Here is a 24,883-nt window from a genome sequence, read left to right on the forward strand (position 1 = left end):
ACCGTTGTGATGACGGGAATTAAGGCCGTATGCAACAGGCAGGGTCAACTGATTTTTGACCACTTGGTCTAAAAAATGGCGACTTTATTCAAGGCAGGGCGCGTTCCATCACAATTGCATCGCAATTTGAGACGGAATCGCGTGTATAATAGGCTTTTCGCCGCCCGCATGGGCTGTATCCGAAGCGTTCATAGAGCGCGATAGCGGCCCCATTGTCTGCCGCCACGTCAAGAATCGCGCGCGCCGCGCCCAGATCAGCGGCAACCGCATGCCAGTTTTTCATGCTGGCTGCAGCCAAACCCTGACGCTGATACAGGGGGTGAGTCGCGATGGTCAGCAACTCGGCCTCGTCCGCGATGACCTTAAACAGGGCAAAGGACTTGGGGTCTCCGACAACATGGGTGAAGCGGTTTTGCAGCAGGTCTTCGAACTCGGCAGCCGTCCACGGGCGCGCCTGTGTGAAGGCCGCAGCGTGGGTCAGGGCCATGTCGTTCGGGGTCATTCGTCCAGCAGCACAGGAGGGAGGTCGCGAGAAGGCGCCGCATCCGCGGGACGAATGTAGAGCGGTGCGGGTGGTTCCGTTTCCGTGCCGAACCTGCGCGCCGCGACATGGGCGATGGCCTGAACATGCGCGTTTGGGTCCGTGGCAGTGAAGAGGGGGCCAAGCCCCTCGGCCTCGGCCCGAAGCATCAGGCGTGGGCCTTCTGAGGTCTGTACATAGACCTGATCGCGCGGGGCCGAGATCGCGGGTAGGTGACCGTCGGGCACGTTCTCGGTCAAGGCATCAAAACCTGACACGCCGACGGCCGGGATGTTCAGACCCAATGCAAGCCCACGCGCCGCTGAAACCGAGATTCGAATGCCGGTGAAGTTTCCTGGGCCGATGCCAACACCGATGGCGTCCAGGTCTTTCCAGCCAAGACCGGCCTCAGACAGAACCTCCTCCAGCAGCGGCAGCAGGCGTTCGGCCTGCCCACGTGACATGGCCTCGGCCCGCGTGACAACAATTTCAGAGCCACGCAACAAAGCGGCCGCGCAATGCGCGGCCGATGTGTCAAATGCCAGAAGGGTCGGTTCAGACGGCAACGGGGCGAACCTCGGTCACTTCGGGGATGTAGTGGCGCAGCAGGTTCTCGATCCCCATTTTCAGGGTCAGGGTCGAGGACGGGCAGCCCGCGCAGGCCCCTTGCATATGCAGGTAGACCACGCCGCGGTCAAAGCCGTGGAAGGTGATGTCGCCACCGTCCTGAGCCACCGCTGGGCGCACACGGCTGTCCAGCAGGTCCTTGATCTGATCGACGATTTCCGAATCCTCGCCGGTATGTTCGGCATGGCCGGATGCGGGTGCCGCTTCGGCCCCCATGACGGGCTGGCCGGATTGGTAATGCTCCATCACCGCGCCGAGGATGCTTGGCTTGATATGGTCCCAATCGACGTCATCCGCTTTGGTCACGGTGACAAAGTCATTGCCAAAGAACACGCCGGTCACGCCGCTGACCGCAAAGATGCGCTGGGCAAGCGGCGATTTTTCGGCGGCTTCTGCGGATGGGAAGTCGGCTGTGCCTGCCTCAAGCACCGTCTGGCCGGGCAGGAACTTCAAGGTTGCCGGGTTCGGGGTGGATTCGGTCTGAATGAACATGAGGCAGCTCCGTTTTCGTTGCTTCTGATATGCGGGCAGCCGCCGTGGAAGTCAAGATTTGGAACCGTTCTAAATTGCGAGAGCGTGGTTTATCGCGTCAACCAACCGGTCATCACCCCAGAAAACCTCATCCCCGACGACAAAACTGGGTGCGCCGAACAAGTCGAGTTCTTTGGCGCGGCTGGATTGAGCAAAGAGCGCCGCTTTTACCTTTGGGTCTTGTGCGCTCTCTATGAAAGCGGCGGGCAGACCTACGGCTGCAAGGCAATCGGTCAGTGTCGATGCGGCCGAGATATCGCGGCCTTCGCCGAACTCGGCCATGTAGACGGCACGGGTAAACGCGGCCCGCTGGTCTTGGGACGTGATGGCCACTGCCAAACGCGCAGCGGTCAGGGAATTCTGCGGAAACGGATCGGGGCGCTGAAACGGCAGCGCGCGCGCGGCGCATAAACGCTCCATATCGCGCCACATGTAGCGGCCCTTGGCGGGGTAGATCGTGAATGGAGACGTGTTCCAGCCCTGTTCGGCAAAGATGGGCCCCAAAAGAAAGGGCTGCCAATCTATGGGCACCCCCTTTTCAGCGGCCAGTTGCTCGATCCGCATCGCGCTGAGATAAGAATAGGTTGAGGCGAACTCGAACCAGAACTGAACGGGTGCTGCCATGGTGCCTCAGGTAATCTCTTCCAGTTTTTCCTTGCTCAGATCACCTGGCACGATGGTGATCGGGATCGGCATGCTGCCCGAGTTCTTGGTCAGCTGAGTCACCAGCGGACCCGGCCCTTTCTTGTCGGTGCCGGCGCCCAGAACCAGGACCCCAATCTCCGGGTCGGACTGCACGTGTTCGATGATCTGTGCAACCGGATCGCCTTCGCGAATGGCCAATTCAGGCTCAACGCTTTGCTTGTCGCGCATCCATTTGGCGAAGACTTCGAAATGGGCGTGGATGCGTTCGCGGGCCTCTTCGCGCATGGTTTCGGCCACACCGATCCAGTGATTGAATTCATCCGGCGGGATCACCGACAGGATTGTCACGCCGCCGCCGGTATGCGCGGCCCGCATCGCGGCAAAACGCATGGCGTTCAGGCATTCGCGGCTGTCATCCAGAATGACGAGAAACTTGCGCATTTGGGTCCTCTTGATTTTCTGGGATCATGCCCGACCGATAGCGTGCTGGCAACTCGGGTAAATCCCTAGCGCTCGCTTGCTGCCCAATCCCAGTAGAGCGCGCGGGCGCGACGGGCGATAGGGCCAACCTGATATTGCGTGTCGTCCAGAGCGGTCACGGGCGTCACCTTGTTCATGTTGCCGGACATGAACACCTCATCCGCCGCATGGAAATCATCAAAGCTGAGGACTGACTCATGTACATTAAAACCATCGGCGCGCAGGTTCTTGATGTGCCGTGCGCGCGTGATCCCGGCCAGAAAGGTGCCGTTGGGCATGGGGGTAAAGACCTCACCGTCTTTGGCCATGAAGATATTGGCCGTGGCGGTCTCGGCCACATTGCCCATCGCGTCGGCGACCAGCGCGTTCGAGAACCCTTTGGAGCGCGCCTCAGTCAGCATCCGGGCGTTGTTCGGGTAGAGACACCCGGCCTTGGCATTCACCACGGCGGATTCCAGTACCGGACGGCGGAACCGGGTGGTCGTCAACGTTACCGAGGCCGTTTCGGGCGCCATTGGGATCTCTTCGAGACAGATGGCGAAACCGGTAATGTCTTTCTGGGGCACGATGGCCGTGACGTCTCCGTGGATGCCCCAATACATCGGGCGAATATAGACAGCCTGATCCGGGCCATAGGATTGCAGCCCCTCGCGCACCAGATCGACCATCTGTTCCGGCGTTACAGTCGGGGTCAGCATCAGCGCCTCGGCGGAGCGGTTCACCCGGGCGCAATGGGCCAGCAGGTCAGGGGCCATGCCGTCAAAGTAGCGCGCGCCATCAAAGACTGAGGACCCAAGCCACGATCCATGATCCGCCGCCCGCATGATCGGTGCGTCCCCTTCATGCCATTGGCCTTCGAAATAGGTGCGGATATTCTTGCCGACTGCCATAGCGCCCTCCCTCAGCTTTCGGCAAACCTAGGAGGGCGTCAGGCGAAGGTCCAGTGCAATCAGCGCGATGCAGCGCCGACCATGCCCACAATCTCGTAGGTTTGTTTCAGGATCGGGGCAGCAATCGCGCGCGCCTTTTCCGCACCACGGGCAAGGATCTGGTCAATCTCGGACTGCTCGCCCATCAGGCGGGCCATCTCGGACGAGATCGGAGACAGCTTTTCGACCGCCAATTCCGTGAGCATCGGTTTGAACTCACCGAACTGCTTGCCGCCAACATCGGCCAGCACCTGCGCGGCCGAGCTGTCGCTGAGCGCGGCGTAGATATTGACCAGATTGCGCGCCTCAGGGCGATCTTCCAAACCGTCGACTTCTGAGGGCAAGGCATCCGGGTCGGTTTTGGCCTTGCGGATTTTCTTGGCGATCGTGTCCGCATCGTCGGTCATGTTTATGCGGCTCATGTCTGACGGATCAGACTTGGACATCTTCTTGGAGCCGTCACGAAGGCTCATGACCCGTGTGGCCGCCCCTTCGATCACGGGTTCGGTGACCGGGAAGAAGTCGACGCCGAAATCGTTGTTGAATTTGATCGCGATGTCGCGCGTCAGCTCAAGATGCTGTTTCTGGTCCTCACCCACAGGAACATGGGTCGCGTGATAGATCAGAATGTCCGCGGCCATCAGCGCCGGATAGGCAAACAGGCCCAGCGAGGCGTTTTGCGTGTTCTTGCCCGCCTTGTCCTTCCATTGGGTCATGCGCTGCATCCAGCCCATACGGGCCACGCAGTTGAAGATCCACGCCAGTTGCGCATGTTCGGGCACCTGGCTTTGGTTGAACAGGATGGATTGTTCCGGGTCGATGCCCGCCGCGATATAGCCCGCGCACAGTTCGCGCGTGTTGTGCGACAAGGCGGCGGGGTCCTGCCAGACGGTGATCGCATGCAGGTCGACCATGCAATAGATGGTTTCGAACTCTGGCCCCTGCATATCCACAAAGCGCTTCATCGCGCCCAGATAGTTGCCCAAGGTCAGCCCGCCCGAAGGCTGGATGCCGGAAAACACGCGCGGCGTGAATTGGGTCTGGGTCATCGAAGGGAACTCCCGTCTGGAAAAATCAGCCCTCGTCGCTTACCCATGAGGCCAAGGGACGTCAACAGCCGCGAAAGGCCAGCCCAATGAGCAGTGAGCATTATACACCCGCCGTGAACCCTCTGCCGCCTGTCGTGGTGGCCTTGGTTCTGTTCATCATGGGGATCGAACTGGCGTTTACGCTGGGCGCCCGGGGTCTGGTCGGAGGGCCCGGCGCGGTCGGATGGCGGCTGGATGCGCTGCAGAGCTACGCGTTCTCGGCCGATATCTTCGATTGGATGGTCCAGAACGGGCGCTGGCCGTTCGAGCATGTTATCCGCTTTGTGACCTATCCGTTCGTTTCGGGCAGTTTTACGCAGGCGGTTTTTGTCTGCGTGTTCGTGCTGGCAATGGGCAAGATGGTGGGTGAGGTCTTTGGCGGCTTTCCGATGCTGCTGATCTTCGTTCTGTCGGGTGTTGGTGGCGCGCTCGCCTATGCGCTGTTTCTGGACCCGTCTTATCCGCTGCTCGGAGGGTTCCCACCGGTCTACGGGTTGATCGGGGCATTTACTTGGTTGCTGTGGCGCAAACTTTCTTTGGTTGGGGCCAATCAGGCGCGGGCATTTCAGTTGATTGCGGTGCTGATGGGCATTCAGCTGCTGTTTGGCCTGATCTTTGGCGGCACATCCGATTGGGTGGCCGATCTGGGCGGTTTTGCCACCGGGTTCGGCCTGTCCTTCTTTTTGGCGCCGGGTGGTTGGGCGCGGATCAAGGGCCGCATCCGGCGTGATTAATCATGACCGGCGCAGGGCCGTTTTGAACTCGGACAGTCTAAATGCCCCCAACAGGTGGCCAAATGCGAAGTAGCTGACCGCTGCAACCATGATCAGCGCAAGCAGAGCCAGATAGCGCCACCCGGGCACATCAAGCGTCCAGCCGAACAGTTGAATGGCGGCAAACAACACCGCGCCCATCCCGACAGATGCCAAGATGATCCGCCCCGCGCGCCGCCGGAAGCGGTCGTCGAACCGAGTCTCATCGCCCATATTCCGCGCGCCGAAGGCCAGTAAGCCAACCATGGCCCAGCCAGCGGCAGAGGCTGCGATGGCAGGGGCAATCCATCCGAAAATCGGGTAAAGACCGAAGGCAAGCGCCGCGTTGACGATCATTGCCACCAAAGCATAGTGGAACGGAGACCGCGTGTTCTCGCGCGCGAAATACAGCGGTTGCAGCAGCTTCTGTAGCATGAATGCGGGCAGGCCGATGCCATAGATTGCAACGGCCAGGGCTGTTGCGGCTGTATCCTCGGCGGTGAACTGGCCCCGCTGAAACAGGACTGACACCAGCGGGTTCGGGATGATCAGGAAGGCTACGGTCGAGGGCAGGGTGAGCAGCAACATGAACTCTCCGGCCCGCGAAAACGCATTGCGCGCGCCTGCTTTGTCATCCGCGCGCAAGCGGCGAGACAGGTCGGGCAGCAGCACGATTCCGATGGCAATCCCAACGACGCCCAGAGGCAGCTGATACAGACGATCTGCAGCAAATAACCAGCTGACAGCTTTCTCGGTCTTTGAGGCCACGAGTTGCCCTACGACCAGATTGACCTGCGTCACCCCCATGGCCAAGGCGGCGGGTACGGCGATGCGGACCATATTCCGCATCTCGGGCGCCAGACGCGGCAACCCAAAACGTATGCGGATACCGGCGCGTTCGGTGGCAAACCAGACCAACGCCAACTGCGCCACACCTGCCAAAGGGATCACGGCGATGAGCCAGCGAATGACCTCGCCTCCGGATATCGCGCCAGCGATCAGGGCGGTGCAGGCGAAGATGTTTAGAAGAACCGGCGCTGCGGCGGCGGCAGCAAACCGCCCGGTCGCGTTCAGAACGCCCGAAAACAGCGCCGCCAGTGACATGAAAAGAATGTAGGGGAAGACGACATAGCCATAGTCGACGGCCAGATCAAAGCGTTCATCGCCGTAAAACCCTTCGGCCGTCAGCCAGACGAGGCCCGGCATGAAGACCATTGCCAGCCCGACCAGGGCCAATACCGCGGCGACCAAAAGGTTGAAGGCGTCTTGCGCGAACCCTTGCGCGTTCTCTCCGCCTTCTAGCCGCTTGGAAAACATCGGCACGAAAGCTGCGTTGAATGCGCCTTCGGCAAAGAAGCGGCGGAACATGTTGGGCAGACGGAAAGCCGCGACGAAGGCGTCCATCACCGGGCCGGGGCCGATGAACGCGGTCAGCAGGATTTCACGCAGAAAGCCCAGAATGCGACTGGCCAGTGTCCAGAAGCCGACTGTGAAGAAGCCGGAAAACAGCCGGATCTGCTTCATGACGCCGCTCGCTCGGCGCCCTCGGTTATGGCTTTGCGCAGTTTGGTCTCAAGCCCGCGCTGTTTGCTTTCCGAGTGGTATTTCAGCCCGAACATGTCCTTGACGTAGAATGTATCCACCACCTGCTCGCCATAGGTCGCGATCACGGCGTTGGCGATATAGACATTGGCCGCTGCCAGCGTGCGCGTCAGGTCATAAAGCAAGCCGGGGCGGTCGCGGGTATCGACCTCGATGATCGTGTAGATCTCGGACCCGTCATTGTCGAAGGTGATATGGGTCGGCACGTTGAAAGCGCGTTCGCGTTTCTTGATCTTGTCGCGCGATTTCAGCGCGTCGCGGGCCACGACCTCGCCTTTCAGCGTTTTGTGAATCATCTGGGTCAGACGCGGCAGACGGCTGGCTTCGAACGGGTGACCTTCGGCATCCTGTATCCAGAACGCATCCGTTACATAGCCATCCTTGGTCGTGTAGCTGCGGGCATCCACGACGTTAGCACCGACCAAGGCCAAGGCCCCGGCGATCCGCGCAAAGATACCGGGGTGATCACCCATGGCAAAGCAGGCGCGGGTGGCGTCTCGATCCTCGTCCGGGTGCAGGCGGATTTCCATCGCGCCGGGATCGCCGCTGTGTTCCAGCGCCCGTAGCATCTCGGCAAATTCCACATGGGTCGAGACGTTCAGGCCCTGCCAGTACGGAGCATAGTGCCGCCCGGTTTCCGTCTTCAGATCGGCCTTGGACCATTCGGCCAGTTCTGCGCGCAGAAGTTTCTTGGCCTCGGCCCCGCGATTGGCACGGTTCAGATCCTCCATGCCGGTTTCCAAGGCACGTTTGGTTTCCGCATGCAGCGCGCGCAGCAACGTTGCTTTCCAGTTGTTCCACGTATTGGGCCCGACACCGCGAATGTCACAGACGGTCAGCACGGTCAGCAGATCCAGCCGTTTGACCGTTTGCACAGCCTTGGCAAAATCCCGTACGGTCCGAGGGTCCGAGATATCGCGTTTCTGCGCCATGTCCGACATCAGCAGGTGATAGCGCACGAGCCATTCGACGGTTTCGGCGTCGGATTTGTTCAGCCCCAGCCTGGGTGCCACTTTCCGCGCGATTTGTGCTCCGAGGATCGAGTGATCTTCAGGCCGGCCCTTGGCGATATCGTGCAACAGCAGCGCAACATAGAGGACTTTGCGGTTCACGCCCCCTTCAAGGATCGAGGACGCCAGCGGCAGCGATTCAACAAGCTCTCCGCGTTCGATCTGGGCGAGGTTGACGATGCACTGGATGATATGCTCGTCCACCGTGTAGCTGTGATACATATTGAACTGCATCATCGCTACGATGGGTTCGAACTCGGGTATGAAGGCTGATAGCACCCCAAGTTCGTTCATCCGGCGCAGGGCGCGTTCCGGGTTGCCATGTTTCAGCATCAGGTCGAGGAAGATTCGCTGGGCTTCCTTGTCGTTGCGCATATCTTCGTCGATCAGGTGCAGATTGGCCGTGACCAGCCGCATAGCATCCGGATGGATCAGCATGCCTGTGCGCAGGCCTTCCTCGAACAGGCGCAACATGTTCAGCTTGTCGGTCAGGAATGTATCCGGATCGGCAATGTCCAGACGACCATGAACCATGCTGTACCCGGGTTTGACCCGAGGGCGGCGGCGGAAAATCCGCTCCAGCAGCGGAGCGCCTTTCATGTGCAGGGCTTCCAGCTTGGTCAGGAAGATCCGTGTCAATTCCCCTACGCTGGTGGCATGGCGGAAATACCGCTGCATGAACACTTCGACGGCTCGCCGCCCGGCCCGGTCTTCATAGCCCATGCGCGCCGCGACCTCGACCTGCATGTCGAAGGTCAGCTGCTCGGTCGGGCGCCCCGTCACCAGATGCAGGTGCGAGCGTACGGCCCAGAGGAAATTCTCGGCCTCGGCAAAGGTCTTGAATTCATCGGGTGTGAACAGGCCCAGCGGGACCAGCTCGGCCACGTCTTGCACACCATAGATGTATTTCGCGATCCAGTAGAGCGATTGCAGATCGCGCAGCCCGCCTTTGCCCTCTTTCACATTGGGTTCGACCACGTAGCGTTGACCCTGTTTCAGATGGCGTTCGTCGCGTTCCTGAAGCTTGGCCTCGATGAACTCTCGCTCAGTCCCCTTGAACAGATCGGCCTTGAGGCGTTGGTCCAGCTCCCAGGCCAAACGCGTGTCTCCTGCCAAATAGCGCTGTTCCAGCATCGCGGTCCGGATGGTGAAGTCTTCGGTCCCGAGACGCAGGCAATCCTTGATCGTGCGCGAGGAATGGCCGACCTTCAGGCGCAGATCCCATAGGATATAGAGCATGGATTCAATCACGCTCTCGGCCCAGGCGGTGATCTTATAGGGCGTCAGAAACAGCAGATCGACATCCGAGGCGGGTGCCATCTCACCGCGCCCATAGCCGCCGACCGCCAGAACAGCGATGCGTTCCCCCTGTGTCGGGGTGGCCAGAGGGTGCAGATGCTCGCTGGCGACGCGCATCGCAGTGCCGACCAGACAATCCGTGAGGTAAGTATAGGACCGGGTCAGAGGGCGCGCGTCGAATGGGCGGGCGGCAAACGCCTCGGCGATGGCGGCGCGCCCGGCCTTTTGCGCCTCACGCAGAATGCGCACCGTTTCAGCACGCAGCGTGGAGTTGTCAGTGCCTGCCTCGAACGCTGCAGCAAGCTGAGCGTCAACGCGGGCGCCGTCGAAAATATCCTCTGGCGGGCAGATAAGTGAGTTTTCAGGCACTGCAGTCAGGTGAGGCTGGTCAGAAACCGGCCCCTGAGAAGCTTTGCGGGGCAGGGTCAATCACAACCACCTGTTTGTTCTGGATCGTGGCAACCGCCAGACCGCGTTCATTGGTACCGTCCGAGCGCAGGCGGAAGATGCCGCCAACACCCTGGAAACCGGCGCTCTGCGTCAGCGCAGCCCCGGTCAGAGCGTTCGATTTGCCTTGGCTGACAAGCGCCCCGATCGCGGCGATCCCATCATAGGCCAATCCGCTGATCGGATGAGGTGCTTCGCCATAGGTCGCATTGTAGCGCTGACGATAGGCCTGCGCTTTTGCGGGATCAGGCAGGGCAAACCAACCGCCCTGAACGCCGGGCAGTTCCAGCGTTTGGGCCGGAATGTCCCACCGTGTCAGACCGATATACTGGGAGGTCGATGGCGAAACCCCCGCTTCGGGCAACAATTGCGAGAACAAGGGCAGCGCGCCTGCGGTGGTTGCAGTCAGGAAGACCGAGTCCGCCCCCGTCGAATCCATGGCGGACTTGATGTTGGGCACCGCGTTGATCACGCCCTGCTGCGACCGGTCGTAACCGACGCTGCCAGCGTTGTTCATGCTGCTGCTGGCCAGCGCATTGGCAATGGCCGAGCGGCCGGCCTCTCCGGCTGCGTCATTGCTGTGTACGATGATTGCTCCGGTCTTGCCCTGTCTTCCGCCATAATTGGCCAGTCGATTGGCCGTGTTCTGGAATGTCGGCCCCAGCACAAAGACATTTCCACCCGCGATGCTGGTGTTGTTCGAGAAGGACAGGACGTTCACGTTGTTGTTCAGCACCGCAAGGCCGGCCGCGTTGGCCGCCTGTGCATAGACCGGTCCGATGATGATCTTGGCACCGTCAGCCACAGCCTGTTGCGCCACGCCTGAGGCCGTGCCAGCATTACCCGCCGTATCATAGACACGCAGGTCAATCTGGACGTTCGGCAGGTCCGACATCGCCAGACGTGCTGCATTTTCAAGGCTTTGCGCCAGCGCCGCGTCGCCGGACTGGCCTGATCCGCGCGGAACCAGAAGCGCAACGGGCACCGGTTCCGAGGTGTTGATCGAGGGGCCTCCGCCGACGCCAGTGGTTTCACATGCGGCCAGAAAAACGGCGGTGGTCAGGGCGATCGTGGTTTTGGCCAACTTGCTTACGGACTTGCAAACGGTAAACATCTAAAAGAAAACTCCCTGATCCGGCGGCTTGCGACGCTGCTGTTCTATCGAGCCGCGATAATAAACGTCACGCTGTGAGGGTCCAGCTTTGAATTTCCAAAACATAAGTTTGGCTGCTGGCCTGTATTTTGTTGCCACTCCGATCGGTACGGCGCGCGATATTACGCTCAGGGCGTTGGATGTGCTGGCTTCGGCCGACATGATCGCGGCGGAAGACACCCGCAGTCTACGCCGGTTGATGGAAATCCACGGTATCCCCTTGGGTGGACGTCGCATTCAGGCGTATCACGACTACAGTGGAGCAGGCGCACGCGGCAAGATCATGGATGCTTTGGCTGCAGGGCAATCCGTTGCCTATGCGTCCGAGGCCGGTATGCCGCTGATCGCCGATCCAGGCTACGATTTAGGGCGGCAGGCGGCCGAGGCCGGGCACACCGTCACTTGCGCTCCGGGCCCGTCCGCCGCGCTGACGGCGCTGACGCTGGCGGGTCTGCCAACGGATGCGTTCTTTTTTGCGGGCTTTTTACCGAATGCGTCTGGCGCTCGTCGCAGCCGAATCGAGGCGCTGCGGGATATTCCCGGAACGCTGGTGTTCTACGAGTCACCCAAGCGCGTGGCTGGATGCTTGTCCGATCTGTCCGACATCCTCGGCTCCGACCGGCAGGCGGCTTTGTGCCGCGAGCTGACGAAGAAGTTCGAGGAAGTCCGACGTGGCTCTTTGCAAGACCTGGCAGAGGCCTACCGAGACCAAACCCCCAAGGGTGAGGTCGTTCTGCTGGTGGATCGCAGCCATTCGCCAAGCGTTAACGAATCTGACGTAGAAGAGGCTTTGAAACAGGCCTTGCAAACCCATTCGGTTCGGGATGCGGCGGATTTGGTGTCAAAGATGTATGATCTTCCTCGACGCCCCATTTACCAGCAGGCCCTCAAACTGGGAAAGGGATGACATGGCGCAGCGTGCGGTGCGGGGGTCGGTATCTTATCATGCAGGGCAATCTGCGGAATTGCGGGTTGCAGCCGACTATGAACGCCGTGGATTCTCGATCGCTCACAGACGCTGGCGCAGTACCGGGGGTGAGATTGACCTGATTGCGCGGGGTGACGAAGGGCTCGTTTTCATTGAGGTCAAGAAAAGCACCAGTTTCGACAGGGCTGCGGCTCGGATCACCCCACGGCAGACCCAGCGTATCTGCGCATCAGCGGCGCAGTTTCTTGAAAATGAACCGGACGGGCAATTGACGAATGTTCGGTTCGACGCGGCGCTAGTCGATGGCACAGGCGCTGTTCAAATCATCGAAAACGCCTTCGGACCGGTCTAAGCCCCATTGAACCCCTCGGCCTGCTGCGCCATGTATCTGGCGTGAAGTTGAGGGACATGCCATGAAAATCGCCTTTCAAATGGACCCGATCGGGGCCGTGGATATCAACGCCGATAGCTCTTTCCGCCTTGCGGAAGAGGCGCAGACCCGCGGGCATGAGCTGTTCTTCTACGGGCCGGATCAATTGGCCTATCAGGAGGGGCGGATCACCGCGCGAGGACAGGACATGCAAGTTCAGCGCGTTGCTGGAGATCCCGCGATCCTGGGTCCCGAGCGTGAAGTTGATCTGGCTGAGTTTGACGTGGTGTGGCTACGTCAGGACCCGCCGTTCGACATGCATTACATCACCTCGACGCATCTGCTGGATCGGTTGAAGGGGCAGACATTGGTGGTCAATGACCCGTTCTGGGTACGCAATTACCCCGAAAAACTGCTGGTTCTGGATTTCCCCGAATTGACCCCTCCGACCACGATTGCGCGGGATATGCAGACCATCAAGGCCTTCAAGGACAAGCATCAGGACATCATCCTGAAACCTCTCTATGGAAATGGAGGGGCTGGGGTGTTCCGGTTGGATGCCAATGACCGCAACCTGACCTCGCTGTATGAGCTGTTCACCGGATTCTCGCGCGAGCCGTTGATTGTTCAGAAATTCCTGCCGGATGTGAAGAACGGCGACAAACGTGTGATTCTCGTGGACGGAGAGCCGGTGGGTGCCATCAACCGCGTCCCGGCCGAAGGTGAGACGCGTTCCAATATGCATGTCGGAGGGCGACCCGAAAAGATCGGTTTGACCGAGCGGGATCTCGAAATCTGCGCGGCCATTGGGCCTCTGCTAAAAGAAAAAGGTCAGATCTTTGTCGGGATCGACGTGATCGGAGACTACCTGACCGAGATCAACGTCACCTCCCCCACCGGCATTCAAGAGCTTGAGCGCTTCAACGGTGAGAACATCGCTGAAAAGATCTGGCAGGCGATTGAGGCCAAAGTCTAAGCGCTACAGGCGTTGGGCGGCGATTAGGTTTTCGATGCGGTCCGTTCATTGGAATGCACGGTTGCACTGAAGGTCGATTTCTTCGCTTGAACATGGCGCAAGCGGTAAGCTACCGGACTTGTCTAGGACAACGGGCAATGATCAGTTCCGCCGTAATTTGTACCCCAAACAGCCTCGCAACAAACTGAGTGCGAACATCTAAGCCATGGCCCGTGCGCCGATCCGAAAACTTAGCGCTTCGGCCACGTGTGGTCGCCGGATATCAGGGGAGCCATCAAGATCAGCTATGGTTCGCGCGACCCGTAGGATGCGGTGGAATGCGCGTGCTGACAGGCCGAACCGGTCGGCGGCCTTGAGCAACAGCTCTTTGCCCTCAGCATCTGGGGTGGCGACTTCTTCCAGTAATTTTCCTTCGATATCAGCGTTTTGACGTACGCCCTCGTGACCTTCAAACCGAGCGGCCTGAACGGCGCGGGCCTGCTCCACACGCGTAGCCACGGTGGCCGAACTGTCGCCAGACGGCGGCAGATCAAGGTCGGTGAACGCTACCGGAGGCACCTCGATGCGCATATCGAACCTGTCCATCAATGGGCCTGAGATGCGGTTCAGGTAGTCCTCACCACAGCCAGGTGCGCGGGAACAAGCGCGGGACGGATCGGTCAAGTACCCACATTTACACGGGTTGGCTGCCGCGACCAGCATGAAACGGCAGGGATATTTCACATGGGCGTTGGCGCGGGCAACCATGACCTCTCCCGTCTCAATCGGTTGGCGCAGGGTTTCCAAAACGGTGCGAGGGAACTCGGGGAACTCATCCATGAACAGTACCCCATTGTGGGCCAGAGAGATCTCTCCGGGTTTTGCACCCCGCCCACCGCCGACAATCGCCGCCATCGAGGCAGTGTGATGCGGTTCGCGAAAGGGCCGCGTCCGGTTGATGCCGCCTTCGTCCAATAATCCGCAGAGGGATTGGATCATCGACGTTTCCAGCGCCTCGATCGGGGTCAAAGGCGGCAGGATGCCGGGCAGGCGCGCGGCGATCATGAATTTGCCCGATCCCGGCGTGCCGATCATGATCAGGTGGTGCCTTCCCGCCGCAGCGATCTCAAGCGCGCGTTTGGCGCGTTCCTGTCCTTTGACGTCGCGCAGATCGCGGGTGTTGGAGGACAGGCTGACTTCGCCCGGTTTGGCCGCTGCCAATGGGGCCTGGCCCGAGAAATGGCGCACCACGTCACCCAGCGAACCGGCTCCGATTACCTGAGTGGCGTCCACCCATGCAGCCTCGGCGCTTGAGGCGCGGGGGCAGAGCAGGGCGCGATCCTCGGCCGCAGCTGTCATCGCGGCGGGCAAAGCGCCTACGACTGGAACCAGCGACCCGTCCAAGGATAATTCGCCTAACGCAACAGTGCCCTCGGCCGCGTCTGCTGGGATGATTTCCAAAGCGGACAGGAGGGCGACGGCGATGGGAAGGTCGAAATGGCTGCCCTCTTTGGGCAGGTCAGCGGGGGACAGGTTGATGGTGATCCGCTTTGACGGCAAGGCGATGGCCATGGAACCAAGCGCGCTGCGCACTCGATCTCGCGCCTCGGATACCGCCTTGTCCGGCAGACCGACGATTGAAAAGGCGGGTAGGCCCGGTGAGACGGCGCATTGCACCTCGACCGGGCGGGCATCAACCCCTTGAAACGCAACCGTGTGAGCGCGGGCAACCATGGCAATCCTGTTCTTGGTTAACAGGACGTTGCTGCCATGGCCGAGGTTTAAGAATGGTTAACGGCTGCGCGCATTGCGGTGAATTTGGGCCATGCGCCCGGGTCGGCGACTGTTTTGTCGCGGCAGAACGCGTTGCAGAACCCCCAGCGATGGCCGTCGAGGTCGAGGAAATCGGTGACCGGGTCGCCGGAATACGGGCAGTGCGCGTTGACCGAGGGGCCTTCGTCGGCGGGTCGTGCCTCGGACGGTTCGCCAACTGGCCAGTGGGCCGAGGGGTAGTGTTCCGGGTAGGGGTACGGATCGTATTGAACGGTTAGCCCCATCGCGCGCCATTGTCGGACCGATGTGTCCGACAGCAGGCTGAGGCAATAGTTGCGATTTTCGGCTGAGACCGGCAGATCATACCCAATGATCCGAGCAGCGACAGGGGTGTAGAAGACATCGACCAGCGAGTAGGCTCCGAACAACGGCCCCTCTGACGCGCCTGAGATCGTCCGGGCATGCGCCCAAAGACTCTCAATCCGGGCGAGGTCTTTCAAAGTGTCCGGTGACGGCTGAAAACCCTTCCAAACATGCGCCAACTGCATCGGGCATTCACTGCGCAGTGCAGTAAAACCCGCGACCATTTCGGCGCAGAGCCAACGGGCGGTTGCGCGCGCGGCTGGGTCTGATGGCCAAAACCCAGCTTCGGGGTGGCGTTCAGCCAATGTCTCGGCCATCGCGAGGCTTTCGCCCACAACCGTACCATCGGGCAGACGCAGAGCAGGGACCAGACGGGCCGGGGCAAGGGATTCCAAATCCGCGGCCATGGTGCCGGAATAGAGGCCAACTAAGTGGCTACGATAGGGCAGGCCGAACTTCTCGAGCATCAACCAGCCGCGCATGGACCAGCTGGAAAACAGGCGGTCACCGACAAAGAGGTCATAGGTCATGATCAAAGGATGACGGAGCCGGAAGCGCTCGTAAATCAGTGATTTGTGACCTGTCGGATCACGGAAGATGATTGATGGCGCCGACGGACCATTCGCCCGCGTTATAGGCGATTTGGGTAACCGACAGATTGTCGATCCGGTGTGAAAACGCTTGTTGCGCCTCAATATCCAAAGCGCGCTGTACTTGCGTCAGGATCACTCCGAAATGGGCAACAATGACCAAATCCGCGCTCTCATATGCAGCCATCAGCGCATCCACGGTTTTGTCGACGCGTGCGCGGACGTCGTTCCAGCTTTCTCCGTTCGGCGGTCGCACTTCGCCGGGATTGTCCCAATAGGCAAAGGCAAGCTCGGGGTCTTCGGCTTCGATTTCGGCGAAACCGCGCAGCTCCCATGTGCCGAAGTTGATCTCGCGCAGGTCAGGATGGTGGGGCAGGCGCAGGCGCTGGCCTTGGATCGCCGTTGCCGTATCCGCCGCGCGCGACAGGTCGGATGAGACAACAACCGCGTCCGCAGGGATGTGATCATGCAATCGCTGAAGCGCGGCCTGATCGCTCAGATCGGCGGGGAGATCGGACCAGCCGACCATCGTTTTAGCATGGGTAGGACCGTGGCGGACCAGGTGCAGACGCGTCATGGCAATTGTCCCTTCAAGACCATCGGCAGCCCCGCGGTGACCTGAACCACCTGGTCGGCCTGTGCTGCTAGCGCGATGTTCAGCCGGCCCTGCGCTTCGCGAAACTGGCGGGCGAGGGCGTTTTCGGGCACGATGCCGTGACCAACCTCATTCGAGACGATAACAAGCTGCGCCGGGCAGCTGCGCAGGGCGCTCAGCAGTTGGGTCTGGGCCTGTTCCAGATCGTTCTCGGCCAGCAGGTGATTGGTCAGCCACATCGTGGCGCAGTCAATCAGGCAGGCTTGGTCAGGACTCAGTTCCGCTAAAACCTGGGCAAGGTCCAACGGTGCCTCGATGGTTTCCCAACCGGACCCGCGTTGTTCGATGTGGCGATCGATCTTTTGCTGCATCTCGCCATCAAACACTTGTGATGTCGCAAGGTAGACCCGGTTTTTCCCTGAGGATACAACCAGTTGTTCAGCATAGACCGACTTTCCCGATGCGGCTCCTCCCAGCACAAAGGTTAAATTGGCGGTCACAATTCTTACCTTTCTGGTGATCCACTTGGTGATGATCTGCGTATCGACCCTAAGTCGGCAAGGCAAGCCCGGCTGATGCCTACAAAAAGGGAGATTTTCATGGCACTGGACAACGCATCCGATTTCTCGATGTCCCGCAAAGCGATGAAGGCCGAACTGCTGGACGCGGAAACCGAATTGCAACTGGCCTATGCGTGGCGTGACAACCGCGACGAACAAGCACTGCACCGACTGATCACCGCCTACATGCGTCTAGCTATTTCGATGGCGGCCAAGTTCAAGCGCTACGGCGCTCCGATGAACGACCTGATCCAAGAGGCCGGTCTTGGATTAATGAAAGCCGCAGACAAGTTTGACCCTGATCGCGGTGTGCGGTTCTCGACCTATGCGGTGTGGTGGATCAAAGCCAGCATCCAGGATTACGTGATGCGTAACTGGTCGATGGTGCGGACCGGTTCGACCTCATCCCAGAAATCCCTGTTCTTCAACATGCGCCGCGTTCAGGCACGATTGGAACGTGAAGCCGCCACCGAGGGGCAGGAGTTGGATCGGCATCAGCTGCACCAGATGATTGCTACGGAAATCGGTGTGCCCTTGCGCGATGTCGAGATGATGGAAGGGCGTCTGTCCGGCTCGGATTTTTCGCTCAACGCGGTGCAGTCAGCGGATGAAGATGGGCGCGAGTGGATTGATGCGCTGGAAGATGATCGTGAGCAGGCCGCCGAGGCGGTCGAACATCGCCACGACACCGAGCAGCTGCGCGAATGGTTGCTGATGGCGATGCAATCCCTCAATGACCGCGAAAGATTTATCGTGCGTGAACGTAAGCTGCGCGAACCGGCCCGGACCCTTGAAAGCTTGGGGAATGAGCTGGGTCTATCGAAGGAACGTGTACGGCAGCTTGAGGCCGCAGCCTTCACCAAGATGCGCAAGAACCTTGAAGCCCAATCGCGTGAGGTGCAACACTTCATCGCATGACAAGATTTGCGATTCTGTTGTGTGTGCTGGCGTTTACAGCCAGCGCGGTGCGCCCGGTCCAAGCCGGTGAGTTGATCCCCGATGATGTCCTGGCAGCCATGCAGGACGCAGATGTGGTGATTCTTGGTGAAATTCACGACAATCCGCGTCACCACCTTGTGCAGACCGAGGCGTTGGGCGCGATCGCTCCGTCGGCTGTGGTGTGGGAGATGGTAACCGAAGAAGGCGCGCAGCGTCTGGCTCAGACAGCCGCCTCCAACCCAGAGGAATTGTCTCGCATCCTGCGCTGGGCGGAGTCTGGCTGGCCCCCACTGAGTATGTATTACCCAGTCTTTCAGGCGTCGGACGCGCCAGTCTATGGCGCCATGGTTCCACGCACAGCTGCGCGCGCCGCGATGGAAAAAGGTGCGGCCACGGCCCTTGGTGCAGACGCTGCGCGCTATGGCCTGACCGTTCCTCTGTCGCCAGAAGATCAAGCCGCGCGCGAGGCGGATCAACTGGCTGCCCATTGCGATGCTCTGCCAGCCGAAATGTTGCCGCAAATGGTCTCGATCCAACGTCTGCGAGACGCGGTGCTCACCCGAGCGATCCTGCGCGCGGACGAAGAAACCGGTGGTCCGATTGCTGTGATCACCGGCAATGGCCACGCTAGGACAGACCGGGGCATCCCGACCTTTTTGTCGCGCCTGAAGCCTGGGCTGAAGGTCTTTGTGCTAGGCCAGTCCGAAGGCGGCGCAATTGACGGGACCTTCGATGCGGTGATCGACAGCCCGGAAATAGAGCGTGAAGACCCTTGCAAAGCGTTTGAGACGCAGAATTAACCGCTGGAACTACCCGGTGGCCTTGCCTAATGTCAGGACCGACCGGGACGGGAAGGGCTGAACATGCTGGCATCCAAACGCATTCTGCTGATCATCGGCGGTGGCATTGCGGCCTATAAGTCGCTCGATCTGATCCGACGGCTGCAAGAGCGCGGTGCGCAAGTCACTCCCGTTTTGACCCGCGCCGCTGAGGAGTTCGTGACGCCGCTGTCGGTCTCCGCGCTCTCCGGTCAGAAAGCCTATCGCGATCTCTTCGACCTGACCGATGAGGCCGAGATGGGGCATATCCAGCTGTCGCGCTCGGCTGACCTGATCGTGGTTGCCCCAGCCACCGCAGATATGATGGGCAAGATGGCGGCAGGATTGGCCAACGATCTGGCCTCGACCCTGCTGATGGCCACGGATACGCCGGTTTTGTGCGCGCCTGCGATGAATGTCCGCATGTGGGATCACCCGGCGACCCAGCGAAATCTGAAACAATTGCAGCAGGACGGCATACGCTTTGTAGGACCCAACGAGGGCGACATGGCCTGTGGCGAATATGGCCCGGGCCGGATGTCCGAACCGCTAGAGATCGTTGCTGCCGTTGAGGCGCAACTGGCCGACGGGCCGTTGAAAGGTAAACGCATCCTTGTAACCTCTGGCCCGACACATGAACCGATTGATCCGGTGCGCTACATCGCCAACCGCTCATCCGGGGCGCAGGGGACTGCCGTTGCCCGCGCCTTGGCGGCGCTTGGGGCTGATGTGGTTTTTGTCACTGGTCCCGCCGACGTTCCGCCGCCCCAAGGCGTGCAGGTCGTGCAGGTCGAGACAGCACAGCAGATGTCGGACGCAGTGGATGCGGCGCTCCCTGTGAATGCAGGTGTGTTTGCCGCAGCGGTCGCCGACTGGAAAGTGGCCACCGCCTCGGATCGGAAACTAAAGAAAAGCCGTGATGGTCTGCCCTCGCTGGAGTTCGCCGAGAATCCCGACATCCTGAAACGCGTCTCGCAGATGGGTGCGGGTCGCCCTGATCTGGTTGTGGGCTTTGCAGCGGAAACCGATGATGTGATTGACAACGCGACTGCAAAGCGCGCCCGCAAGGGATGCGATTGGATCGTGGCAAACGACGTCAGCCCGGCGACCGGCATCATGGGGGGCTCGGAAAATGCGGTCGTCCTGATCTCGGATCAAGGGGCTGAGAGCTGGCCGCGCATGGGCAAAGACATGGTCGCCACGCGTTTGGCACAAAAGATCGCCGACGCGCTGGCCGAATGAGACAGAAGGAATACAGATGGTAGCTATCCGCGTGATCCGGGAAGAGGGTGCAGACGTTTCTGTTCCTCTGCCTTCATATGAGACCTCGGGCGCGGCCGGTGCTGATGTACGCGCCAACCTGCCCGACGGCGAGTCGATCTTTCTGGATCCGGGGGAGCGCGCCCTTGTCCCCACCGGCCTGCGAATCGAGATCCCGGCGGGCTATGAGGCTCAGGTCCGCCCACGCTCCGGGCTGGCATTGAAGCACGGCATCACCCTGCCCAACACGCCGGGGACCATCGACAGCGACTATCGCGGCCCGCTGGGGGTGATCGTTATGAACGCAGGGCAGGACCGTTTCGAGGTCACCCACGGAGAACGCATCGCGCAGCTTATCGTAGCGCCTGTCGTGCAAGCCACGTTCGAGCTAACCGAAACCCTTGGCGAGACCGCGCGTGGCGCTGGCGGGTTCGGCTCAACCGGGCGCGGCTGATGCTGCTGGTTCTGGTCCTTGCCGCGGGTCTTTGGGGCGTCGGCTATATCGCGGGCGTGTCCCGGACGGCGCGTGTGACCTCAGTCAGTGTGCTTATGGCCGGTGTGATCCTGTCGCATCTGGTTTTGCCGAGCGGCCATCCCTTGCGCGAAGCAACCGGAGGATCGGCAGCGCTGTGGCTGATGCTGGCCGGAGCGGCTGCGCTGATCATGGTCTATGGCAAGGGGCTGAAAGCGCTGCGTAATCGGGCGCAGCCCGAAGCGGACAAGACCGAGGCCAAACCCTCGGACCGGTTCGCTGAAACAGAGCTGGACCGCTATGCCCGCCATATCGTTCTGCGCGAACTGGGTGGACCGGGGCAGAAACGGTTGAAAAAAGCGCGCGTGCTGGTGATTGGGGCCGGGGGTCTCGGCGCACCAGCCTTGCAGTATCTGGCTGCAGCGGGTGTAGGCACGATCGGAGTGATCGACGACGACGTGGTCGAAAACGCCAATCTTCAGCGTCAGGTCATTCACCGCGACGCCGATATCGGAATGCCCAAAGTGTTCTCGGCCCAGCAGGCGATGGAGGCTCAGAACCCCAACGTCACCGTCCTGCCCTACAATCGGCGTCTGAGTGAAGAGATCGCGCGAGACCTATTGGGCGACTTTGATCTGATCCTGGATGGTACCGACAATTTCGAAACCCGCTATTTGGCCAATCGCACGGCCGTTGCGTTGGGCAAACCGCTGATCTCGGGCGCACTGTCGCAATGGGAAGGGCAGCTGAGCGTCTTCGACCCGACCAAGGGTGCGCCCTGCTACCAGTGTATTTTCCCGGAGGCCCCCGCGGCCGGTCTGGCCCCATCCTGTTCCGAGGCGGGCGTTATCGGCCCCTTGCCGGGTGTGGTTGGGTCCATGATGGCGGTTGAGGCGATCAAGGTCATCACCGGGGCTGGCCAAGCGCTGCGCGGCGAAATGCTGATCTATGACGCGCTTTATGGGGAAAGCCGCAAAATCACCCTGTCCAAACGCTCTGACTGCCCGATTTGCGGTGCGGGTGGTGAATAAACGCCGTGTTGCTCTGGATCATCTGATCGGCCCTTCCTAGGTTGTGGTCAAAGGAGATCTGAATGACCAACCCGATCCTGTCCGACTGGACCACTCCGTTCGAACTCGCCCCTTTTGCCAAGATTTCGGATGATGATTTCGCCCCTGCTCTGGATGAGGCACTGCAGGCGCATAACGCGCAGATCGACGTGATCGCTGCAAACGCTGAAACTCCGAGTTTCGCCAACACGATCGAAGCGCTTGAGGCGGCGGGTGAGCAACTGGACAAAGTGCTGTCGGTTTTCTTCACAGTTGCGGGCGCGGACAGCAATCCGAAACGTGAGGAATTGCAGCGAGAATTCTCGCCAAAGCTAGCGGCGCATTTCTCGGGGATCTCCTCGAACAAGGCGCTGTTCAAACGCGTGGCGGACCTGTGGGCGCGGCGCGATGATCTGGGTCTGAGTGATGAACAGGCGCGCGTGCTGATGCTGTCTCATCGCGGTTTTGTCCGGGCTGGTGCTGCGTTGGAGGGCGAGCAGGACGCCCGGATGCAAGAGATCAAAGCGCGGCTGGCGTCACTGGGAACATCCTTCACCCAAAACCTGCTGGCGGATGAGCGCGACTGGTTCATGGACCTGTCCGAGGATGACCTGCAGGGCCTGCCGGATTTCGTTGTCGATGCCGCACGCGCGGCAGGTCAGGAAAAGGGCGCCGCTGGTCCCGTAGTCACTCTCTCGCGGTCAATCATTGTGCCGTTCCTTCAGTTCTCCCCCCGTCGCGATCTGCGCGAGAAAGCCTATCGCGCCTGGACCGCGCGCGGGGCGAATGGTGGTGAGACCGACAACCGCGACATCGCCGCCGAAATCCTGTCCCTGCGTGAAGAACGCGCCAAGCTGCTGGGCTATGACAGCTTTGCCGACTACAAGCTGGAAACCGAAATGGCCCGCTCGCCTGACCGCGTCCGCGACCTGCTGATGCAAGTGTGGGAGCCTGCGAAGGCGCGCGCCGACGCAGATGCCGAGGTGCTGACCGCGATGATGCAGGAGGACGGCGTCAACGGCCCTCTGGCGGCGTGGGACTGGCGCTACTACGCCGAGAAACGCCGCAAGGCTGAGCATGATCTGGATGAGGCCGCGCTGAAGCCCTACCTGCAACTGGACCGGATGATCGAGGCCTCGTTCGCCTGCGCCAACCGTCTGTTCGGATTGGAGTTCAAACCGCTGGACGCGCCGCTTTACCACCCCGATTGCCGGGCGTGGGAGGTGACACGCAACGGCAAGCATATCGCGGTCTTCATTGGTGACTATTTCGCACGCGGGTCCAAGAGATCAGGCGCATGGTGCAGCGCGATGCGGGGACAGGCGAAGTTCCCCAAAGAACAGGCTCCGGTCGTGATCAATGTGTGCAACTTCGCGAAAGGCGATCCGGCACTGTTGTCCTATGACGATGCGCGCACTTTGTTCCACGAATTCGGGCACGCCCTGCATCAGATGCTGTCGAATGTGACCTATGAAAGCATTTCGGGCACGTCCGTGGCGCGCGACTTTGTCGAACTGCCAAGCCAGCTTTACGAACATTGGTTGGAAGTCCCCGAGGTTCTGGCCGAGTTCGCCACCCACGCGGACACTGGCGAGGCAATGCCGCAGGAAATGCTTGAGAAAGTTCTGAAGGCCGCGAATTTCGATCAGGGGTTTCAGACGGTGGAATATGTCGCCTCGGCCTTGGTTGACTTGGCTTTCCATGAAGGCGCGGCCCCGGCGGACCCGATGGCGAAACAGGCCGAGGTCTTGAACGGTATCAGTATGCCCGCAGCCATTAGCATGCGCCACGCGACCCCGCATTTCGCGCATGTCTTCGCGGGCGATGGCTATAGCTCGGGCTACTACAGCTACATGTGGTCCGAAGTGATGGATGCCGACGCGTTCGAGGCCTTTGAGGAGGCCGGAGGGGCCTTTGATCCGGAACGCGCCAAAGCTCTGGAAGACAATATCCTGTCCACTGGCGGCTCGCGAGAGGCTGAGGAGCTGTATCTGGCCTTCCGGGGCCGGATGCCTGATGTCGAAGCTTTGCTGAAAGGGCGCGGCCTCATCGCAGCTTAAACCCTTCGCCCCCGGTTCTGGATCGCTTCGGTTAAAACCTGCGACACGAATATCCTGCCACGCTTTCAGCGTTCTCGGGACATTCGTGTCACTTGATGATTCAGGTAAAACCCGAAACGCTTTATGTCAGGGGATCAATACCCCAGCTGGCGATCCACCAGATGCACAAATGGCTCGCCAGCTTCCCCGCGCCGGATATTCTCGACAATCACCTGCGCCGCCGTGACCGGCCGCGTTTCCGAGGCGATATGCGGCGTCACCGTCACGTTCGGATGCGTCCAGTAGGGATGATCGGCGGGCAGAGGCTCAACCCGGAACACATCCAGCGTGGCATGTCCGATCTGGCCTGTGTTCAACGCCTGCAACAGGGCGTCATCGTCGATCAGAGGCCCACGCCCCGGATTGATGATCCGCGCGCCTTTGGGCATCAGCGCAAGTGTTTCGGCGTTCAGGGTGTTCTCGGTCGCCGGTGTGTCGGGCAGCAAGAGGACGGCGATCTCGGCCTTTGTCAGAGCCTCTCTCAATCCGTCTTCGCCGCTCAGGCAGGTTACTCCGGGGATGTCTTTGGGGGTGCGACTCCATCCGGTGACGTTGAAATTCAATGCGGCCAGCGCTTGGGCGGCTTCCTGCCCCAATGCGCCAAGGCCCAGAATGCAGACCTGACGTTCGTTCGCCAATGGCGGCGCGTCAGGCGACCACACACCATCTTGCACTTTGATGTGCTGGTCCATCCCCAGGTGATAGCGAAGCACATGCCCCACGACCCATTCGGTCATGCCTTGGGTCAGTCCATGATCTACCATCCGCGCCAGTGGCACGGTCAGCTTTTCGTTCCCTGCGATCTGCTCGACCCCGGCCCAGAGGCTCAGAACCGCTTTCAGTTGGGTGTAGGTTGTGAAATCCAGCAGCCCGCCGCTTGGGGCGTAGACGATGTAGTCCACCTCATCCTCTGGGAATTCGGTTGCCAGATTGAACGCGACGCCTGCCTCTCGCAGGCCCTCGGTCAGAAGCGGCTGGTACACCGGCCAAAGCTCAGGACGTGCGGAGAACAGGATATTGACGGGCATA

At 60.5% G+C, this 24,883-nt stretch carries 25 protein-coding genes; 10 read left to right on the plus strand and 15 right to left on the minus strand.

The features are described 5' to 3' along the window. Positions 1 to 88 precede the first annotated feature (88 nt). From ACRZ95_RS15020 to trpS, 7 genes are all read right to left on the minus strand, one after another. Positions 89 to 502 (minus strand): GNAT family N-acetyltransferase, encoded by a 414-nt coding sequence (locus ACRZ95_RS15020; protein WP_170661171.1) that lies wholly within the window; start codon positions 500 to 502, stop codon positions 89 to 91. Then, on the minus strand, positions 499 to 1,086 hold the full coding sequence (gene tsaB, locus ACRZ95_RS15025; protein WP_170661170.1) for a tRNA (adenosine(37)-N6)-threonylcarbamoyltransferase complex dimerization subunit type 1 TsaB: 588 nt from the start codon (positions 1,084 to 1,086) through the stop codon (positions 499 to 501). Before tsaB ends, ACRZ95_RS15020 begins: the two co-directional genes overlap by 4 nt. Beyond that, positions 1,076 to 1,639, minus strand: coding sequence for a NifU family protein (locus tag ACRZ95_RS15030; protein WP_170462695.1), 564 nt, complete (start codon positions 1,637 to 1,639; stop codon positions 1,076 to 1,078). The genes tsaB and ACRZ95_RS15030 overlap by 11 nt, the downstream gene beginning before the upstream one ends. Before the next feature lie 69 nt (positions 1,640 to 1,708). Next, entirely contained in the window at positions 1,709 to 2,302 is a 594-nt protein-coding gene (locus ACRZ95_RS15035) for a 2-hydroxychromene-2-carboxylate isomerase (RefSeq protein WP_170678777.1), read from the minus strand. Positions 2,303 to 2,308: 6 nt separating this feature from the next. Then, a complete protein-coding gene (locus ACRZ95_RS15040; RefSeq protein WP_170378913.1) occupies positions 2,309 to 2,764 on the minus strand; it encodes a universal stress protein in 456 nt (151 codons plus the stop codon). A 65-nt stretch (positions 2,765 to 2,829) separates the two neighbouring features. Continuing rightward, a complete protein-coding gene (locus ACRZ95_RS15045; protein WP_170678779.1) occupies positions 2,830 to 3,693 on the minus strand; it encodes a branched-chain amino acid aminotransferase in 864 nt (287 codons plus the stop codon). Between the two features lie 59 nt (positions 3,694 to 3,752). After that, a complete protein-coding gene (gene trpS, locus ACRZ95_RS15050) occupies positions 3,753 to 4,781 on the minus strand; it encodes a tryptophan--tRNA ligase (protein ID WP_170678781.1) in 1,029 nt (342 codons plus the stop codon). An 86-nt stretch (positions 4,782 to 4,867) separates the two neighbouring features. On the opposite strand from trpS, the gene ACRZ95_RS15055 reads away from it, so the two are divergent. Beyond that, on the plus strand, positions 4,868 to 5,554 hold the full coding sequence (locus ACRZ95_RS15055; protein ID WP_170553474.1) for a rhomboid family intramembrane serine protease: 687 nt from the start codon (positions 4,868 to 4,870) through the stop codon (positions 5,552 to 5,554). Here the strand turns inward: ACRZ95_RS15055 and murJ are convergent, their stop codons facing one another. The 3 genes from murJ to ACRZ95_RS15070 are packed head-to-tail and all read right to left on the minus strand — an operon-like array spanning position 5,555 to position 11,044. Beyond that, positions 5,555 to 7,096 (minus strand): murein biosynthesis integral membrane protein MurJ, encoded by a 1,542-nt coding sequence (gene murJ / locus ACRZ95_RS15060; protein ID WP_170678783.1) that lies wholly within the window; start codon positions 7,094 to 7,096, stop codon positions 5,555 to 5,557. Further along, positions 7,093 to 9,912, minus strand: coding sequence for a [protein-PII] uridylyltransferase (locus tag ACRZ95_RS15065; protein ID WP_170678785.1), 2,820 nt, complete (start codon positions 9,910 to 9,912; stop codon positions 7,093 to 7,095). The genes murJ and ACRZ95_RS15065 overlap by 4 nt, the downstream gene beginning before the upstream one ends. Then, the gene (locus tag ACRZ95_RS15070) at positions 9,872 to 11,044 is read right to left on the minus strand and encodes a penicillin-binding protein activator (RefSeq protein WP_170678787.1); all 1,173 of its coding nucleotides are present in this window, start codon (positions 11,042 to 11,044) and stop codon (positions 9,872 to 9,874) included. The genes ACRZ95_RS15065 and ACRZ95_RS15070 overlap by 41 nt, the downstream gene beginning before the upstream one ends. Positions 11,045 to 11,132: 88 nt before the next feature. On the opposite strand from ACRZ95_RS15070, the gene rsmI reads away from it, so the two are divergent. From rsmI to gshB, 3 genes are all read left to right on the plus strand, one after another. Continuing rightward, positions 11,133 to 11,990, plus strand: a complete 858-nt coding sequence (rsmI, locus tag ACRZ95_RS15075; protein ID WP_170678789.1) for a 16S rRNA (cytidine(1402)-2'-O)-methyltransferase — start codon at positions 11,133 to 11,135, stop codon at positions 11,988 to 11,990. 1 nt (position 11,991) lies between these two features. Further along, complete coding sequence (locus ACRZ95_RS15080) at positions 11,992 to 12,363, plus strand: YraN family protein (RefSeq protein ID WP_170678791.1); 372 nt, start codon at positions 11,992 to 11,994, stop codon at positions 12,361 to 12,363. Between the two features lie 61 nt (positions 12,364 to 12,424). Further along, the gene (gene gshB / locus ACRZ95_RS15085; RefSeq protein WP_170678793.1) at positions 12,425 to 13,357 is read left to right on the plus strand and encodes a glutathione synthase; all 933 of its coding nucleotides are present in this window, start codon (positions 12,425 to 12,427) and stop codon (positions 13,355 to 13,357) included. Positions 13,358 to 13,555: 198 nt separating this feature from the next. Here gshB and ACRZ95_RS15090 read toward each other — a convergent pair whose 3' ends face one another. From ACRZ95_RS15090 to cobU, 4 genes are read right to left on the minus strand one after another with little or no spacing between them, the layout of a single operon-like run. Further along, positions 13,556 to 15,070, minus strand: a complete 1,515-nt coding sequence (locus tag ACRZ95_RS15090) for a YifB family Mg chelatase-like AAA ATPase (protein ID WP_170678795.1) — start codon at positions 15,068 to 15,070, stop codon at positions 13,556 to 13,558. A 47-nt stretch (positions 15,071 to 15,117) separates the two neighbouring features. Further along, positions 15,118 to 16,002, minus strand: coding sequence for a glutathione S-transferase (locus ACRZ95_RS15095; protein ID WP_170678797.1), 885 nt, complete (start codon positions 16,000 to 16,002; stop codon positions 15,118 to 15,120). A 58-nt stretch (positions 16,003 to 16,060) separates the two neighbouring features. Further along, positions 16,061 to 16,639, minus strand: coding sequence for a histidine phosphatase family protein (locus ACRZ95_RS15100; RefSeq protein ID WP_170678799.1), 579 nt, complete (start codon positions 16,637 to 16,639; stop codon positions 16,061 to 16,063). Further along, a complete protein-coding gene (gene cobU / locus ACRZ95_RS15105; protein WP_170678801.1) occupies positions 16,636 to 17,157 on the minus strand; it encodes a bifunctional adenosylcobinamide kinase/adenosylcobinamide-phosphate guanylyltransferase in 522 nt (173 codons plus the stop codon). The genes ACRZ95_RS15100 and cobU overlap by 4 nt, the downstream gene beginning before the upstream one ends. Before the next feature lie 99 nt (positions 17,158 to 17,256). Here cobU and ACRZ95_RS15110 point away from each other — a divergent pair, with 99 nt between their 5' ends. From ACRZ95_RS15110 to ACRZ95_RS15135, 6 genes are all read left to right on the plus strand, one after another. Continuing rightward, complete coding sequence (locus ACRZ95_RS15110; protein ID WP_170378887.1) at positions 17,257 to 18,135, plus strand: RNA polymerase factor sigma-32; 879 nt, start codon at positions 17,257 to 17,259, stop codon at positions 18,133 to 18,135. After that, complete coding sequence (locus tag ACRZ95_RS15115; RefSeq protein ID WP_170678803.1) at positions 18,132 to 18,956, plus strand: ChaN family lipoprotein; 825 nt, start codon at positions 18,132 to 18,134, stop codon at positions 18,954 to 18,956. The genes ACRZ95_RS15110 and ACRZ95_RS15115 overlap by 4 nt, the downstream gene beginning before the upstream one ends. Positions 18,957 to 19,019: 63 nt before the next feature. Further along, positions 19,020 to 20,216: a bifunctional phosphopantothenoylcysteine decarboxylase/phosphopantothenate--cysteine ligase CoaBC gene (gene coaBC / locus ACRZ95_RS15120; RefSeq protein ID WP_170678805.1), complete on the plus strand. Its 1,197-nt coding sequence runs from the start codon at positions 19,020 to 19,022 to the stop codon at positions 20,214 to 20,216. 16 nt (positions 20,217 to 20,232) lie between these two features. Further along, positions 20,233 to 20,688, plus strand: coding sequence for a dUTP diphosphatase (dut, locus tag ACRZ95_RS15125; protein WP_170468830.1), 456 nt, complete (start codon positions 20,233 to 20,235; stop codon positions 20,686 to 20,688). Next, positions 20,688 to 21,737, plus strand: a complete 1,050-nt coding sequence (locus ACRZ95_RS15130) for a molybdopterin-synthase adenylyltransferase MoeB (protein WP_170678807.1) — start codon at positions 20,688 to 20,690, stop codon at positions 21,735 to 21,737. Before dut ends, ACRZ95_RS15130 begins: the two co-directional genes overlap by 1 nt. A 62-nt stretch (positions 21,738 to 21,799) precedes the next feature. Next, entirely contained in the window at positions 21,800 to 23,815 is a 2,016-nt protein-coding gene (locus tag ACRZ95_RS15135; protein WP_170678809.1) for a M3 family metallopeptidase, read from the plus strand. 134 nt (positions 23,816 to 23,949) lie between these two features. On the opposite strand, the gene ACRZ95_RS15140 is transcribed toward ACRZ95_RS15135, so the two are convergent. Continuing rightward, the gene (locus tag ACRZ95_RS15140; protein ID WP_170678811.1) at positions 23,950 to 24,882 is read right to left on the minus strand and encodes a 2-hydroxyacid dehydrogenase; all 933 of its coding nucleotides are present in this window, start codon (positions 24,880 to 24,882) and stop codon (positions 23,950 to 23,952) included. Position 24,883 lies beyond the last annotated feature (1 nt).

The organism is Ruegeria sp. AI3 (assembly GCF_056541245.1).